Source organism: Streptomyces sp. NBC_01618 (assembly GCF_045209435.1).
In the GTDB taxonomy this organism is placed as follows: domain Bacteria; phylum Actinomycetota; class Actinomycetes; order Streptomycetales; family Streptomycetaceae; genus Streptomyces.
This window is the reverse complement of sequence record NZ_CP109297.1, coordinates 6259245-6275223: the sequence shown is the minus strand read 5'-3', so window position 1 is coordinate 6275223 and position 15979 is coordinate 6259245. Positions and strand designations below refer to the sequence as shown.

Genomic DNA, 15979 nt, shown 5'->3' with positions numbered 1-15979 from the left:
CTTTCTCGTCTTATCGCGGACCGTTGACTACCGTCACCCAAACGATACGCTCCAGAGGCGACAAGGGGGCGATCCGTCATGGACCCGAAGACCTCAGCGCACCTCGACAGCTTCGCCAGGGAGCACCTGCCACCTCCGGACCAGTGGCCGGAACTGCTCTTCGACCTGCCCGAACTGAACTACCCGGCCCGCCTCAACTGCGCGGCGGAACTGCTGGACCGTACGGCCGACCGCTTCGGCCCCGACCGCCCCGCCTTCCGTACCCCGGACGGCGGAGTGTGGAGCTACGGGGAGCTGCGGGGCCGGGTGGACCGGATCGCCCATGTCCTCACGTCGGTTCTGGGGGTCGTCCCCGGCAACCGCGTCCTGTTGCGCGGCCCCACCACCCCCCAGCTGGCCGCCTGCTGGCTCGCGGTGCTGAAGGCGGGCGCGATCGCCGTCACGGTGCTGGACCGGCAGCGGTCCGCCGAGCTCGCCACCATCTGCTCGATCGCCCGGGTGAGCCACGCACTGTGCGACATCCGGGCGATCGACGATCTGGTGAAGGCTCAGGTGCCGGGGCTGCGGATCACGACGTACGGGGGTGACGCCCCGGACGATCTGCTGCGGCTGGCCGGGGCCGAGCGGGGGCCGTACCGGCCGGTGGACACGGCGGCGGACGATGTCGCGCTGATCGCGTTCACCTCGGGCACCACCGGGCGGCCGAAGGGCTGTATGCACTTCCACCGGGACGTGCTCGCGATCGCCGACACGTTCTCGCGCCATGTCCTGCGCCCGACGCCCGACGACGTGTTCGCGGGCAGTCCGCCGCTCGGCTTCACCTTCGGGCTCGGCGGTCTGGTGGTCTTCCCGCTGCGGGCCGGTGCCAGTTCCCTGCTGCTCGAACAGTCGGGCCCGGTGCAGCTGTTGGCCGAGCTCGCCGCCCACCGGGTATCGGTGCTGTTCACCGCGCCGACCGCGTACCGCGTGATGCTCGACCACGTCGACGAGCACGATCTGACCGCGCTGCGGCGCTGTGTCTCGGCCGGCGAGAACCTTCCGGTCGCCACCTGGCGGTCCTGGTACGAGCGGACGGGGCTGCGCATCATCAACGGCATCGGCGCCACCGAACTGCTGCACATCTTCATCTCCGCCGCCGACGACGCGATCCGCCCCGGCACCACCGGAGTCCCCGTGCCCGGCTGGCAGGCCCGGGTGGTGGACGGCGAGGGCCGACAGGTGCCGGACGGGGAGCCCGGACTCCTCGCCGTACGCGGTCCGATCGGCTGCCGCTATCTCGCCGACGACCGCCAGCGGGACTACGTGGCGCACGGCTGGAACATCACCGGTGACACGTATGTGCGCGATCCGGACGGCTACTTCCGTTACGTCGCCCGCGCCGACGACATGATCATCTCCTCCGGCTACAACATCGCGGGCCCCGAGGTCGAGGACGCCCTGTTGCGTCACCCCGCGGTGGCCGAGGCCGCGGTGGTGGGGCGGCCCGACGAACTGCGCGGCCGGATCGTCGTGGCGTACCTCGTGCTGCGCGAGGGCGCGAAACTGTCGGCCGACGAGCTGCGCACGTACATGAAGGGCGAGCTGGCCCCGCACAAGTGCCCGCGCGTCGTCGAGTTCCTGCCCGCACTGCCCCGGACCGCCACGGGAAAGCTGCAGCGTTTCCGGCTGCGGGAAGAGTGACCCGGAAACGCTGCGGTACGAGTGACCCGGAAATACGGGTGCTTCGCGCTACCCGCACCCGGCAGGACGGAGCATGACCTGGACCTTCACCGATGACGTCGACGTATTTCTGGACGCGGCCGGCGCCTCGCTGGCCGCCCGGCCCGCAGAGAACACCCTGGTGTTGACCGTCACCGCGGCCCTGCGCCGCAACGGCCCGCACGCCTACGGTGGCTCCGCCCCGCTGCTGGGCTGGTGGCGCGGGGCGGACGGCGAGGTCGCGGGGACGCTGGTGCAGACCCCGCCGTACCGGCCGCTGCTGGGGACCGTCGCCCCGGAAGCGCTCGCCCCGCTGGCCGCCGCGCTCCCGCTGACCGCGATCAACGCGGACCGGGCCACCGCCGAGGCGCTGGCCGCCACCTGGCCGGGCCACCGGGTCGACCAGGAGCAGCGGCTCTACCGGCTGGAGACGCTGGTCCCGCCCTCGCCGGCACCGGCCGGGAGGCCCAGGACCGCCACCTCCGCCGACCGGGAGCTGCTGGTGCGCTGGTTCCGCGCGTTCGCCGACCAGGTCGGCCAGCCCGGCACACATGCCGAGCGGCTGGTGGACGAGCAGACGGCAGCCGGCAATCTGACGCTCTGGGAGGACGGCGGCGTCCTGGTGTCGATGGCGGGTGCCTCGCGGCGGATCGCGGGCACGGTGCGGATCTCGACGGTCTACACACCTGCCGAGCACCGCGGCCGGGGCTACGCGGCCGCTGTGACGGCGGAGGTCGCCCGGGCGGCTCGGGAGGCGGGCGCGCAGGAGGTGCTGCTCTTCACCGACCTCGCGAACCCGACCAGCAACGGCGTGTACCGGCGCATCGGCTTCCGGGCGCTCTCGGACCGGCTGCTGATCAGCACGGCGCAGGAGCCCGTCACCCCAGGGTGAGGCGCGGCTTCGGTGCGTCCGTACGGCCCGTCGGCGGGGTGCGGCTGCCCGCGCGGTACGGGAGCGGCCAGGGCGCGCCCGGACCGCTGTAGCCCTGGTCGGCCGCCGCGTGCAGCGTCCAGTGCGGGTCGTAGAGATGGGGGCGGGCCAGGGCGCAGAGGTCGGCCCGGCCCGCCAGCAGGAGTGAGTTGACGTCGTCCCAGGAGGAGATCGCGCCGACCGCGATGACCGGCACGCACAGCGTGTTGCGGATCCGGTCCGCGTACGGGGTCTGGTAGGAGCGCCCGTACTCGGGGCGTTCGTCGGGCACGACCTGGCCGGTGGAGACGTCGATGGCATCGGCTCCGCGGGCGACGAAGGCACGGGCGATCTCGACGGCGTCGTCGGCGCTCGTGCCGCCCTCGGCCCAGTCCGTGGCGGAGATGCGGACGGTCATGGGCCGGTCGTCGGGCCAGTCGGCGCGGACCGCGTCGAAGACTTCCAGGGGGAAGCGGAGCCGGTTGTCCAGCGATCCGCCGTACCGGTCGGTGCGGTGGTTGGTGAGCGGCGAGAGGAAGCCGGAGAGCAGGTAGCCGTGCGCGCAGTGGAGTTCCAGCAGGTCGAAGCCGCAGTGATCGGCACGGCGGGCCGCCGCCGCGAACTGTTCGCGTACGGCGTCGAGTCCGGCCCGGTCCAGGGCGTGCGGGACCTGGTTGACGCCGTCCGCGTACGGGATCGGGGAGGCGGCGGTGAGCGGCCAGTTGCCGTGGTCGAGGGGCTGGTCGATGCCCTCCCACATGAGCTTGGTGGAACCCTTGCGTCCGGAGTGGCCGAGCTGGACGCCGATGGCCGTGCCGGGCGCGCTCGCGTGGACGAAGTCGGTGATCCGGGTCCAGGCCGCGGCCTGTTCGGCGGTGTAGAGCCCGGTGCAGCCGGGGGTGATGCGGCCCTCCGCGCTGACGCACACCATCTCCGTCATGACGAGCCCGGCGCCACCGAGTGCGCGTGCGCCCAGGTGGACGAGGTGGAAGTCGCCGGGAACGCCGTCGACGGCCGAGTACATGTCCATGGGTGAGACGACGACGCGGTTGCGGAGTTCGAGGCCGCGCAGCCGCAGCGGGGTGAACATCGGCGGGGTTCCCGGGGCGCAGCCGAACTCCTCCTCGACGGCGGCGGTGAAGGAGGCGTCGCGCAGCCGCAGGTTGTCGTGGGTGACGCGGCGGCTGCGGGTGAGGAGGTTGAAGGCGAACTGGCGGGGCGGCTGGTCGACGTACGTACCGAGCTCCTCGAACCAGCGCAGGCTGGCCGCGGCGGCCCGCTGGGTCGATTCGACGACCGGCCGGCGCTCGGCCTCGTACGCGGACAGCGCGGCGGGCAGGTCGGGCTGTTCCTCGATGCAGGCGGCGAGCGCGAGGGCGTCCTCGACGGCGAGTTTGGTGCCGGAGCCGATGGAGAAGTGCGCGGTGTGGGCGGCGTCGCCCATGAGGACCGTGATCCCGTGCGACCAACGGGCGTTGACGACGGTACGGAAGGTGAGCCAGGAGGAGTTGTTGGAGCGCAGCGGCCGACCGCCGAGCGCCTCGGTGAAGATCTTGGCGCAGCGTACGGTCGAGTGCTCCACGTCGCAGGTGTCGAATCCGGCGGCCCGCCACACCTCCTCGCGCATCTCGACGATGACGGTGGAGGCATCGGCCGAGAAGGGGTAGCCGTGCAGCTGCATCACCCCGTACGCGGTCTCGGCGATCTCGAAGCGGAAGGCGTCGAGGGCGAAGTCGGCGGCGAGCCAGATGTAGCGGCAGCGGTGGTCGGTGAGGCGGGGGCCGAAGCTGTCGGCGTGCGCGGCACGGGTGAGGCTGTGCACTCCGTCGGCGGCGATCACCAGGTCGTGGGCGGCGGCCAGCTCGGCGGCCGGCGGGGCCGTGGTGCGGAAGCGGAGGCGTACGCCGAGGGACTCGCAGCGGTCGTGCAGGATCTCCAGGAGCCTGCGCCGGCCCAGCGCCGCGAAGCCGTGGCCGCCGGAGGTCTGGGTCACGCCGCGGTGGACGATGTCGATGTCGTCCCACCGTACGAACTCGTCCTGGAGCGCCCGGTACACGACCGGGTCGGCGTGCTCGATGCCGCCGAGGGTCTCGTCGGAGAGGACGACGCCGAAGCCGAAGGTGTCGTCGGGTGCGTTGCGCTCCCAGACGGTGATGTCGCGTTCCGGATCGAGCCGCTTGAGCAGGGCCGCGGCGTAGAGCCCACCGGGTCCGCCGCCGATGACCGCGATCCGTTTCACGCCGGTCGGCTTCGCGGTGGAGGGACGCGCGCGGGGCGCCGTAACCGTCCTGGCAGATGCGATCGCGCCGCGCGCCGTAACCGTCCTGGCAGATGCGATCGTGCCGGGCGTCTTCGCGGCGGCCGGTCCCGAGCGGGTGGCGCTGGTGTCGGGCGGCATCGCGCTACCGGCCTTGCCACTTCGGTGGCCGCTTCTCGGTGAAGGCTGCATGGAATTCGGCGTAGTCCTCGCCGTGCATCAGCAGGGCCTGGGTCGCGGCGTCCATCTCGACCGCGGCGGCGAGCGGCATGTCCAGTTCGGCGGTGAGCAGTGCCTTGGTCCGGGCGAGGGCGAGGGCCGGTCCGTCGGCGAGGCGACGGGCGAGCGCCGCCGCGCGCACATCCGCCTGGCCTTCCTCGGTCAGCTCGCTGATCAGTCCGATCCGTTCCGCTTCGGGCGCGCGGACCGGTTCGCCGAGCATCAGCAGCCGGGTGGCGTGACCGAGGCCGACGACGCGCGGCAGCAGGTAGGCGGCGCCCATGTCGCCGCCGGAGAGGCCGACCTTGGTGAAGAGGAAGGCGAAGCGGGCGGACGGATCCGCGATCCGGAAATCGGCGGCCAACGCGAGAACCGCGCCGGCACCTGCTGCCACGCCGTGTACGGAGGCGACGACGGGGAAGGGGGTTTCACGAAGGGCCCGCACCACCTGCCCGGTCATGCGGTTGAAATCGAGGAGCTGGGCGGTGTCCATGGCGAGTGTCGCGCCGATGATGTCGTCGACATCTCCGCCCGAGCAGAAACCGCGGCCCTCCCCCGCGAGCACCAGCGCGCGCACGGTGCGTTCGCGGGACAGTTCGGCAAGCAGGTCGCGCAGGTCGGCGTAGGCACCGAAGGTGAGCGCGTTGAGTTTCTCGGGGCGGGCGAGGGTGACGGTGGCGACTCCGTCGTCCGTCGTCAGCCGCAGATGACGCCAGTCATCCGTACGGGGGGCGGAGCTGGGAAACGGACTCATGGAGGGGGCTTCCCTTCAGCCGTCGGGCCGCTGCCTGCGACTACCTGCAACCGAAGTTATCACTCGTACGTGACTCCCGTCACGGGCACGCGATACGCGGAGTGTGAGAAGACAGTGGCGAACGTCCCCTTCGTATCGGTCGGCAGACCCTTGTCCGAGCTCGTTGCACTTCGGAAAGGTTGAATCGAAGAAGTGTTGACGTCCAGAAAGTCCTCCAACCGACATCCAGGAAGCCCACCGACTCCGGAACGGAAACCCCGCCGTGCCCTCCGATGCCTCCCTCCCCGCCTCCTGGCGGATTGCCCTGCCGCACTCGACGGTGGCCGTACCGGTCGCCCGCGCCCTGATCCGTACGGCGCTGGCGGACATCAACGCTCCGGCCGATTCGGACACCGCCGAGCTCCTCACCGCCGAGCTGGTCACCAACGCGGTGGAGCACACCTGCGGAGCGGAGCCGATCGAGCTGGTGGTGGAGCTGCTGCCGACCGGCTGCCAGGTGGAAGTGCACGACCGCGACCCCGCCCCGCCGGGTGATCTCTCCCATCCGCGGCCCGGCAGCGAGCCGGACCCGTGGCAGGAGCACGGCCGGGGGCTGCTGCTGATCCGTACGCTCAGCTCGTCCTGCGGTCACCGCACGACGGAGCACGGCAAGGCGGTCTGGTTCACCCTGCCGTCCCGTACGTCTCAGAACTTACCCGCCGACCCCGGACCGCCCCGGACTCCCTGATCACCCCGCGTCGGCAGCGGCCAGCCGGGAGCGGCTGCGGCCGTAGAAGGCGTAGACCGCCGCGCCGACGAGCAGGAAGACAGCGAACTGCACCCAGGTCGCCCAGCCGGTCCCGTAGATCAGGTAGAGGCAGAACCCGATGCCCAGGAGCGGGCTCAGCGGGTAGAGCGGCACCCGGAACGAGCCCGTAACCTCGGGGTTGCGGCGGCGCAGCACGATCACCGCGATGTTCACCGCGACCATGGTGGACAGTGTGCCGATGGTCGTCAGATTCACCACCACATCGAGCGAGGAGAAGGCCGCAGGGACCGCGAAGACGACCGCCACGATCCAGGTGTTGGCGACCGGCGTCGCCGTCCGCGGCGAGACCCGCTCGAAGACCCGTGGGATCAGGCCGTCGCGGGACATCGACATCAGGATGCGGGTCTGCCCGTACATCACCGCGAGTACGACGGACGCGATCGCGACGACCGCGCCGAAGGCGACGATCCCGCCGCCGACGTTCGAGCCGGTGACCTGGTCGACGACGATCGAGAGCGCGGCCGGCCGGCCGGCCACGGCCTTCGGGCCGAGGGCTCCGATGGCGGCGAGCGCGACGGCGCAGTAGAGCAGCGTGACCAGGCCGATGCAGATCATGATCGCGATCGGGATGTTCCGCCGCGGGTTCCTGACCTCTTCGCCCGCGGTGGTGATCGCGTCGAAGCCGATGTACGAGAAGAACGCGAGCGAAGCACCGGCGGTGACCCCGCCCGCTCCGTGAGCGATGAACGGCGTGAGGTTCCCGTGCTGGAAGGCCGTGAACGCGATGGCGCAGAACATGATCAGGACGGTGATCTTGAGGACCGCCATCGCGGTGGTGGCCCCCGCGCTCTCCCGGACGCCGCGCACCAGCAGGGTGGCGGCCATCATGATCACCAGGACGGCGGGCAGATTGATCACTCCGCCGTCGCCGGGCCCCGCCGAGAGAGCGGCGGGCAGCTGCAGACCGAACAGGCTGCTCAGCAGCTCGTTGACGTACTGGCTCCAGCCGACGGCGACCGCGGAGACCGAGACGCCGTACTCCAGCAGCAGGCACCAGCCGACGAGGAACGCGATGCGCTCGCCGAGCGTCGCGTAGGCGAAGGAGTACGAGCTGCCGGAGACCGGGATCGCGCTGCCCAGCTCGGCGAAGGAGAACGCGGTGAAGATGCAGGTGATCGCCGCGAGCACGAAGGACAGCACGACGGCGGGGCCGGCCTCGGCGACGCTGTCGGAGAGGCCGACGAAGATGCCGGTGCCGACGATGGCGCCGACACCGAAGCACACCAGCTGGAAGAGGCCCATGGAGCGCTTGAGGCCGTGCCCTTCCAGGTCGGCGCCGGACTCGGCGATCAGCTGATGCGGGCTCTTGATGCGTGGCCCTGACGGGTGCGTGGGGCTCGGTGGGCGCAGCGGACTCACGGGGACGGTCTCTTCTCTGGTGGAGCATGTGGAGGATGTGCGCCCCGGGACCTGTGGGGGACTCCGGCTCCGGGCTCAGAACTCAGAACTCGGGGCTCGGGGGCGTGGGGGGCACGAAAATGGGGTTCGAGCGTGCGAGCTCGAACCCCACCAGGAGGCAACATAATAGTCGCCTTCGCGCATGTTCACCCAACTGGGTGCATGTTCATGCAGTGCTCGGCGCTCAGTGCGCGGCCGCCAGGGTCGCCACCAGAACGGCCTTGATCGTGTGCATCCGATTCTCGGCCTCGTCGAAGACGACCGAGTACGCGGACTCGAAGACCTCGTCGGTGACTTCCAGCTCCGTCAGCCCGTGGGCGGCCTCGATCTCCCGCCCGACCTTGGTGCCGAGGTCGTGGTAGGCCGGGAGGCAGTGCAGGAACTTCACGTCGGCGTTGCCGGTGGCACGCAGGACGTCCATGGTCACGGCGTACGGCGCGAGGGCCTCGATGCGCTCGGCCCAGACCTCCTTGGGCTCACCCATGGAGACCCAGACATCGGTGGCGACGAAGTCCGCGCCCCTGACGCCCTCGGCGACGTCCTCGGTGAGAGTGACCGTCGCGCCGCTCGCCTCGGCCAGCGCACGGGCCTCGGCGACGATCTCCGGGGCCGGCCAGTACGACTTCGGCGCGACGATCCGCACGTCCATGCCCAGCAGCGCGCCGGTGACGAGGTAGGAGTTGCCCATGTTGAAGCGGGCGTCGCCGAGGTAGGCGAAGGCGATGCGCTCCAGCGGCTTCGCGCTGTGCTCGGTCATGGTGAGGACGTCGGCGAGCATCTGGGTCGGGTGCCAGTCGTCGGTGAGTCCGTTGAAGACCGGGACGCCGCCGTGGGCGGCCAGCTCCTCGACGGCCGCCTGGCTGTCACCCCGGTACTCGATGCCGTCGAACATCCGGCCGAGGACGCGGGCCGTGTCCTTCACCGACTCCTTGTGCCCGATCTGCGAGCCGGAGGGGTCGAGATACGTCGTGGACGCACCCTGGTCGGCGGCGGCCACCTCGAAGGCACAGCGGGTGCGGGTCGAGGTCTTCTCGAAGATGAGCGCGATGTTCTTGCCGCGCAGCCGCTGCACTTCGGTCCCCGACTTCTTGGCGGCCTTGAGCTCCGCCGCGAGGTCGATCAGGCCGCGGAACTCCTCGGCCGTGAAGTCCAGCTCCTTGAGGAAGTGGCGGCCTGCGAGATCTATGGCCATGGGACTGCTCCTGGGTAGGGCGAGGATCGCACTTGCACTGACCCTGGAAGTCTATACGACACTCTGCATTGCTATACGGTGATCCCCTCGGGCCCTGGCCGCGCACCACTACACCGGGTCGCGCACCACGGGGCAGCTCATGCAGCGGGGGCCGCCCCGGCCCCGGCCCAGTTCGCTGCCGCGGATCTCTATGACTTCGATGCCCTCCTTGCGCAGGTAGGTATTGGTGGTGGCGTTGCGTTCGTACGCGACGACGACGCCCGGCTCGACGGCCAGCACATTGCAGCCGTCGTCCCACTGCTCGCGCTGCGCGGCGTGCACGTCCTGGGTGGCCGTGAGAACCCGGATCGACTCCAGGCCCAGAGCGTGCGCGATCGCGTCGTGCATGTGCTCGGGCGGATGGTCGGTGACCTTCAGATCCCTCGGCCCGTCACCGGGCTCGATGGTGTAGGAGCGGAGCATGCCCAGCCCCGCGTACTTGGTGAAGGTGTCGCCGTCGATCATCGTCATGACCGTGTCGAGGTGCATGAAGGCCCGGCGCTTGGGCATGTCGAGCGCCACGATCGTGTGCGCCGAATCTGCGTCGAACAGCCCGCGGGCCAGCATCTCCACCGCCTGCGGGGTGGTGCGCTCGCTCATCCCGATGAGTACGGCGCCGTGGCCGATGACCAGTACGTCGCCGCCCTCGATGGTGGACGGGTAGTCGTCCTGCCCCTCCGACCAGTGGTGGAAGGCGCCCGCCTCGGGGCCGGTGAAGAGCGGGTGGTGGCGGTAGATCGCCTCGAAGTGGACGGTCTCGCGCTGCCGGGCCGGCCAGCGCATCGCGTTGATCGACACCCCGTCGTATATCCAGGCCGAGGTGTCCCGGGTGAAGAGATGGTTGGGCAGCGGGCCGAGCAGGAAGTCGTCCAGGTCCATGACGTGGAAGCGGACGGAGGTCGGCTCGCTGTGCCGGTCCAGGAACTCCCGCTTGGTCATCCCGCCGACCAGCGCCTGGGCCAGGTCCGGGCTGGGCAACTCCTCGAAGGCGGCCCGCAGATGCTCGGTGGCGAGCGGGCCGTACTCCTTCTCCTCGAAGACCCGGTCCAGGACGAGCCGCCTGGCCACCGGAATGTCCAGCGCCTCACGGAGCAGATCACCGAAGAGGTGCACCTCCACCCCGCGGTCGCGCAGTACGTCCGCGAAGCCGTCGTGCTCCTGGCGGGCGCGGCGTACCCAGAGCACGTCGTCGAACAGGAGCGCGTCCTTGTTGCTGGGGGTGAGCCTCTTCAGTTCCAGATCGGGGCGGTGCAGGATGACGCGGCGCAGCCGCCCGGCCTCGGAGTCGACATGGAATCCCATGTCTCCATCCTCGCCGTGCGGGGCGCCGTTCACCCGGTGAATCGCCAGCGGGATTCCCGTGGATCCACGGCCGGATCCACGGTCCGTCTCTCCGTCGAGCTCACGGAAAACCCGCTGCCACCCCCTCTACAGCCTCGGGTCGACCGGTTCCGACTCCAGGGCCAGCACCGCGAACACCGCCTCGTGCACCCGCCACAGCGGCTCGCCGTCGGCCAGCCGGTCCAGCGCTTCGAGCCCCAGCGCGTACTCCCGGAGCGCCAACGACCGCTTGTGACCGAGGAACCGGCCGCGCAGCCGCTCCAGATTCTCCGGGCGGGTGTACTCGGGGCCGTAGATGATCCGGAGGTACTCCCGGCCGCGCACCTTGATGCCCGGCTGGACCAGCCTGCCCTTGTCGTCCCGTACGAGCGCGGCGAGCGGCTTGACGACCATGCCTTCGCCGCCGCGTCCGGTCATCTCCAGCCACCAGTCGATGCCGGAGCGCACCGATGCCTCGTCACCCGTGTCGACGACGAGCCGACGGGTGACCTGGAGCAGTCCCGTCGGATCGTGCTCGACCAGCCGGTCGAGCCAGGCCAGCTGCTCGTCGTGCGGTACGGAGGCCAGCGAGCGGCCCTGCACGGCGAGGATCTGGAACGGGGCGAGCCGCACTCCGTCCAGGCCCTGGGTGCTCCAGCAGTAGCGGCGGTACGCCTCCGTGAACGCAGCCGCGTCCTCGGCCCGTCCCCGCTGGCGGTCCGCGAGCGTGCCCACGTCCACCCCACGGGCCGCCGCTGCCGCGAGGGCCGCCTCGGCCTCCGGGAGGACGGCTCCGGATGCGGCGCCGACCGCGGCGTACTGCGTGCGCAGCAGCCCGGCCGCCTTGAGGGACCACGGCATCAGCTCGGCGTCGAGCAGCACCCAGTCGGTGTCCCACTCCTCCCACAGTCCGGCGGCGGTGACGGCGGTGCGCAGCCTGCCGAGGATCACCTCGGTGAGGGCGGCGTCGTCGAGGAACGGCCGCCCGGTGCGGGTGTACAGCGCCCCGGTCGGACCTCCCTCACCACCGGAGGCGTCGGAGGCGTCGGAGGCGTCGGAGGTGCCGGGGGTGTCGGAGGTGCCGGGGGTGTCGGAGGTGCCGGGGGTGTCGGAGGTGCCGGGAGTATCGGGAGTGTCGGAGGTGTTGCCCACGCCGAACCGCTCACGGGCGGCGTTCGCGTCCCGGCAGACCAGTGCCACCGCACGCGAGCCCATGTGCTTCTCCTCGCACACGACTTGTGCGACACCGTCCGCCCGGTACTGGGCGAAGGCCTCGGCCGGATGCTCCAGATAGCCGTCCTCGTGCGAGGTGGCGGTGGGCGCCATGGTCGGCGGGAGGTAGCCGAGCAGCCGGGGGTCGACGGCGAACCGGCTCATGACTTCGAGCGCCGCCGCGGCGTTCTCCTCCCGGACCGAGATTCGCCCCATGTGCCGGGTCTCCACGATCCGGCGCCCCTGCACATCAGCGAGGTCCAGCGGCCGGCCCTCCCGGCCTCCGGGCGCCTCGGTGGTCAGCGGCTTGACCGGCTCGTACCAGACCTTCTCGGCCGGTACGTCGACGAGCTCGCGCTCCGGCCAGCGCAGCGCAGTCATCTTCCCGCCGAAGACCACGCCGGTGTCCAGGCAGATGGTGTTGTTGATCCAGGAGGTGTTGGGCACGGGGGTGTGGCCGTAGACCACGGCGGCCCGGCCCCGGTACTCCTCCGCCCACGGGTAGCGCACGGGCAGGCCGAACTCGTCGGTCTCGCCGGTGGTGTCCCCGTACAGCGCGTGCGAGCGGACCCGGCCGGAGGTGCGGCCGTGGTACTTCTCGGGGAGTCCGGCGTGGCAGACGACGAGCTTGCCCCCGTCGAGCACGTAGTGGCTGACGAGCCCGTCGATGAACTCCCTTACCTGCTCGCGGAAGGCCGGGGCCTTCTCGTCCTCCCGGTCCAACTGCTCGATGGTCTCGGCGAGTCCATGGGTGGGCTGGACCTTACGGCCCTTGAGGTAGCGGCCGAGCTTGTTCTCGTGGTTGCCGGGTACGCACAGGGCGTTGCCCGCCGACACCATGGCCATGACGCGTCGCAGCACTCCGGGGCTGTCGGGTCCGCGGTCCACGAGGTCGCCGACGAAGACCGCCGTGCGCCCTTCGGGGTGCGCGCCGTCGACGTAGCCGAGCTTGCCGAGCAGGGACTCCAGCTCGGAACTGCAGCCGTGGATGTCGCCGATGATGTCGAAGGGGCCGGTGAGGTGGCGCAGGTCGTTGTAGCGACGCTCCAGCACCACCTCGGCGTGCTCCACCTCCTCCTCGGTGCGCAGGATGTGCACCTTGCGGAAGCCCTCGCGCTCCAGGCCGCGCAAGGAGCGGCGCAGTTCGCGGCGGTGGCGCTGGATGACGTGGCGCGGCATGTCGGCGCGGTCGGGGCGGGCCGCGTTGCGCGCGACGCAGATCTCTTCGGGCAGGTCGAGGACGATCGCGATGGGCAGCACGTCGTGGCTCCTGGCCAGTTGGACCAGCTGCCTGCGGCTCTCGGACTGGACGCTGGTGGCGTCCACGACGGTCAGCCGCCCGGCTGCGAGCCGCTTGCCCGCGATGTAGTGCAGAACGTCGAAGGCGTCACGGCTGGCGCTCTGGTCGTTCTCGTCGTCGGCGACCAGGCCGCGGCAGAAGTCCGAGGAGATGATCTCCGTGGGCTTGAAGTGCTTGCGGGCGAAGGTGGACTTGCCGGAACCACTGGCTCCGATGAGGACCACGAGGGAGAGGTCGGTCACCTGCAGTGTGCGCGAAGTACTGATCATGCGGCTTTCGCCTCCTTCACGATCTCGTTTCTGTGCTGCCTCGCGGTCTCATCGGTTGCGGAAATCGTGAACACGGCCATCTGTGTGGGTGGCCCGACCTCGGGGTCGTCGGGCCCCACGGGGACGAAGCCGACCTCGTATCCGTGCCGCTGTGCCACCGCATCGGCCCAGGCGCGGAACTCGGCCCTGGTCCATTCGAACCGGTGGTCGCCGTGGCGCACATGCCCGGCCGGGAGGGTCTCCCAGCGGACGTTGTACTCGACGTTCGGCGTCGTCACGAGCACGGTCCGCGGACGGGCCGAGCCGAACACGGCGTACTCCAGCGCGGGCAGCCTCGGCAGGTCGAGATGCTCGACGACCTCGCTGAGCACGGCCGCGTCATACCCCTTGAGCCGCTTGTCCGTGTACGTGAGCGAGCCCTGCTGCAGCGTGACGCGTCCGGCCTGCCGCTCTCCCATCCGGTCCAGCTTCAGCCGCCGCGAGGCGATGGTGAGGGCGCGCATGGAGACGTCGACGCCGACGATCTCCGTGAAGCCCAAGTCCTTGAGCAGTGCCTGCACCAACTGGCCCTGCCCGCAGCCGAGGTCGAGAACCCGGCTCGCCCCGGCGGCGTGCAGCGCGTCGATGATCGCGGTGCGCCGCTGCTCGGCGAGCGCCACCGGCTTCTCCTCGGTGTCGGTCGTCTCGTCCACCGCGTTGTCGATGCTCTCGACTTCGAGGTCGTCCGACTCGGCGAGCCGAACCAGTTCGAGCCGCTGCATCGCCTGCCGGGTCAGTCCCCAACGCCGGGACAGATAACGGCTGGTGATCAGCTTCTGCTCGGGGTGCGCGGCCAGCCATCCCTCACCAGCCCGCAACAGCTTGTCCACCTCGTCGGGCGCGACCCAGTAGTGCTTGGCGTCGTCGAGCACCGGCAACAGGACGTACAGCTGCCGCAAAGCGTCCGCCAGGCGCAACTCGCCCTCCAGCACCAGCCGGACGTACCGCGAGTCGCCCCACTCCGGGAACTGCTCGTCCAGAGGCACGGCCACGGCGTCCACGCTCGTCCAGCCGAGCGGCCCGAAGAGCTTGCGCACCAGTTCCGCGCCGCCACGCGCCGGCAGTGCGGGTACCTCGATGCGCAGTGGAAACGGGGCCTGTACCCGTTCGGGCAGCGCGCGGCACACCCCGTTCAGCGCGGACTTGAAAACGGTGCTCATCGCGACGGAAAGCAGCGAGGACGCCGCGTACGGGCGGTCGTTGACATACTGCGCGAGCGCCGCGTCGGGTGCACCGCCCCGGCCCTTGCCCTTGCCGCGCCGCACCAGCGCCACGGGATCCACCTCCAGCAGGAGCGCCGCTGTGCAGAGCTCGGCGGACGCCTCGGGATAGAAGACATGCGCGGCGCCATGGGAGGTGGAGAACGTCTGCGCCTTCTCGGGGTGCTTGTGCAGCAGGAAGCCGAGATCGGTAGCGGGACGTTCCGGATTGCCGGTCGTGCTGATTGTCAGGAACACACATCCGAGTATGGTCCGGCTCGCACGCTCCCCACCAGCGTATTTCCCTGTGCCCGGACACCGTTGCCCTGCCTCCCTTCACTGCCGTTCGCCTCCTTCGTCCGCGGTCGTTCCGCCGAGCAGCCCGGCCAGCTCCGCGATGGTGTCCGGGCCGACCCGGCAGCAACCACCCACCAGCCGGGCGCCGGCCTCCTGCCAGGCCCGCACCCTCCCCGGTTCGAACGTGGCGTCGCCGACCCACCCCCGGCCCCCGGCATCCCACCGCTCGCCGCTGTTCGGATAGACGACGACCGGTTTACCGGCCACGTCCGCCGCCAGCCGTACCGCCCGGTCCGCGTCCGCCGGATCACAGCAGTTCACCCCGACGGCCAGGACACGGTCGTCTTCCGAGGCGAGGGCGAAGGCCGTCTCCAGCGGCTGCCCCGCCCTGGTCCGGTCCCCCGCCACGCTGTACGAGAGCCAGACGGGGAGCCCGCACCCCTCGACCGCCCGCAGCAACGCCTCGGCCTCGTCGACGTCCGGCACCGTCTCCAGCGCCAGCGCGTCGGGCCCAGCGGCGGCCAGCGCCTCGACCCGGGGGCGGTGGAACCGCTCCAGCTCCCGGACGGAGAGCCCGTAGCGGCCCCGGTACTCGCTGCCGTCCGCCAGCATCGCCCCGTACGGGCCGACCGACGCGGCGACCCAGACCTCCCGCTCCTCCACCCCACCGGCGGCCCGCCGCGCCAGCCGCACGCTGCGGGCGAAGAGCTCCGCCGCCCCGGCCCGTCCGATCCCCCGTTGCGCGAATCCCTCGAACGTCGCCTGGTAGCTGGCCGTGATGAGCACCTGTGCGCCCGCCCGCACATAGGCCGTGTGCGCGGCCTCGATCTGCCCCGGCCCGTCCGCCAGCAGCCGGGCCGACCACAGAGCGTCGGACAGGTCACAGCCCTGCGCCTCCAACTGGTTGGAGAGACCGCCGTCGAGCAGGAGCACACCCTCCGAGAGGGCCTGCCCGAGGGAACGGGCGGGCGGGCCAGCGGCTGACCGGACGGGTTGCACAGGTGACTCCCTCATGTGCCGGACCTCGACCCGGCTCGGTGAGCGGGGACCGGTCTCCGGCTCAGACGA

The 15979-nt window shown here is 70.9% G+C and carries 11 protein-coding genes; 3 read left to right on the top strand and 8 right to left on the bottom strand.

The genetic code is table 11. From position 1 onward, the window contains the following. Positions 1–78 precede the first annotated feature (78 nt). Together OH735_RS29005 and OH735_RS29000 are read left to right on the top strand one after the other, a co-directional pair. Positions 79–1680 (top strand): AMP-binding protein, encoded by a 1602-nt coding sequence (locus OH735_RS29005; RefSeq protein ID WP_406384575.1) that lies wholly within the window; start codon positions 79–81, stop codon positions 1678–1680. Between the two features lie 73 nt (positions 1681–1753). Next, complete coding sequence (locus OH735_RS29000; RefSeq protein ID WP_406384573.1) at positions 1754–2590, top strand: GNAT family N-acetyltransferase; 837 nt, start codon at positions 1754–1756, stop codon at positions 2588–2590. Here the strand turns inward: OH735_RS29000 and OH735_RS28995 are convergent. Next, positions 2577–5006, bottom strand: a complete 2430-nt coding sequence (locus tag OH735_RS28995; protein WP_406384572.1) for a bifunctional salicylyl-CoA 5-hydroxylase/oxidoreductase — start codon at positions 5004–5006, stop codon at positions 2577–2579. The two genes, OH735_RS29000 and OH735_RS28995, sit on opposite strands and share 14 nt — an antisense overlap. A 4-nt stretch (positions 5007–5010) precedes the next feature. Beyond that, positions 5011–5838: an enoyl-CoA hydratase family protein gene (locus tag OH735_RS28990; protein WP_406384571.1), complete on the bottom strand. Its 828-nt coding sequence runs from the start codon at positions 5836–5838 to the stop codon at positions 5011–5013. 262 nt (positions 5839–6100) lie between these two features. Between OH735_RS28990 and OH735_RS28985 the strand changes: the two genes are divergently transcribed. Further along, a complete protein-coding gene (locus OH735_RS28985) occupies positions 6101–6565 on the top strand; it encodes an ATP-binding protein (RefSeq protein WP_406384570.1) in 465 nt (154 codons plus the stop codon). Here the strand turns inward: OH735_RS28985 and OH735_RS28980 are convergent, their stop codons facing one another. From OH735_RS28980 to mmuM, 6 genes are all read right to left on the bottom strand, one after another. Then, positions 6566–8005: an amino acid permease gene (locus OH735_RS28980; RefSeq protein ID WP_406384568.1), complete on the bottom strand. Its 1440-nt coding sequence runs from the start codon at positions 8003–8005 to the stop codon at positions 6566–6568. It abuts the gene before it with no gap. A gap of 223 nt (positions 8006–8228) precedes the next feature. Further along, positions 8229–9236 carry an ornithine carbamoyltransferase gene (argF, locus tag OH735_RS28975; protein ID WP_406384567.1) on the bottom strand — a complete coding sequence of 336 codons (1008 nt, stop codon included), beginning with the start codon at positions 9234–9236 and terminating at the stop codon, positions 8229–8231. Positions 9237–9344: 108 nt separating this feature from the next. Further along, complete coding sequence (locus tag OH735_RS28970) at positions 9345–10577, bottom strand: arginine deiminase (RefSeq protein WP_406384566.1); 1233 nt, start codon at positions 10575–10577, stop codon at positions 9345–9347. Positions 10578–10703: 126 nt separating this feature from the next. Then, entirely contained in the window at positions 10704–13376 is a 2673-nt protein-coding gene (locus OH735_RS28965; RefSeq protein WP_406384565.1) for a polynucleotide kinase-phosphatase, read from the bottom strand. Beyond that, positions 13373–14872 (bottom strand): 3' terminal RNA ribose 2'-O-methyltransferase Hen1, encoded by a 1500-nt coding sequence (locus OH735_RS28960; protein ID WP_406384564.1) that lies wholly within the window; start codon positions 14870–14872, stop codon positions 13373–13375. Before OH735_RS28960 ends, OH735_RS28965 begins: the two co-directional genes overlap by 4 nt. Positions 14873–14950: 78 nt before the next feature. Then, entirely contained in the window at positions 14951–15925 is a 975-nt protein-coding gene (gene mmuM, locus OH735_RS28955; RefSeq protein ID WP_406384563.1) for a homocysteine S-methyltransferase, read from the bottom strand. Positions 15926–15979: the final 54 nt, after the last annotated feature.

Coding starts and splice junctions, on each gene's coding strand:
- OH735_RS28990 (WP_406384571.1), bottom strand. CDS start 5,838: ATGAGTCCGTTTCCCAGCTCCGCCCCCCGTACGGATGACTGGCGTCAT.
- OH735_RS28970 (WP_406384566.1), bottom strand. CDS start 10,577: ATGGGATTCCATGTCGACTCCGAGGCCGGGCGGCTGCGCCGCGTCATC.
- OH735_RS28995 (WP_406384572.1), bottom strand. CDS start 5,006: ATGCCGCCCGACACCAGCGCCACCCGCTCGGGACCGGCCGCCGCGAAG.
- OH735_RS28965 (WP_406384565.1), bottom strand. CDS start 13,376: ATGATCAGTACTTCGCGCACACTGCAGGTGACCGACCTCTCCCTCGTG.
- mmuM (WP_406384563.1), bottom strand. CDS start 15,925: ATGAGGGAGTCACCTGTGCAACCCGTCCGGTCAGCCGCTGGCCCGCCC.
- OH735_RS29000 (WP_406384573.1), top strand. CDS start 1,754: ATGACCTGGACCTTCACCGATGACGTCGACGTATTTCTGGACGCGGCC.
- OH735_RS29005 (WP_406384575.1), top strand. CDS start 79: ATGGACCCGAAGACCTCAGCGCACCTCGACAGCTTCGCCAGGGAGCAC.
- argF (WP_406384567.1), bottom strand. CDS start 9,236: ATGGCCATAGATCTCGCAGGCCGCCACTTCCTCAAGGAGCTGGACTTC.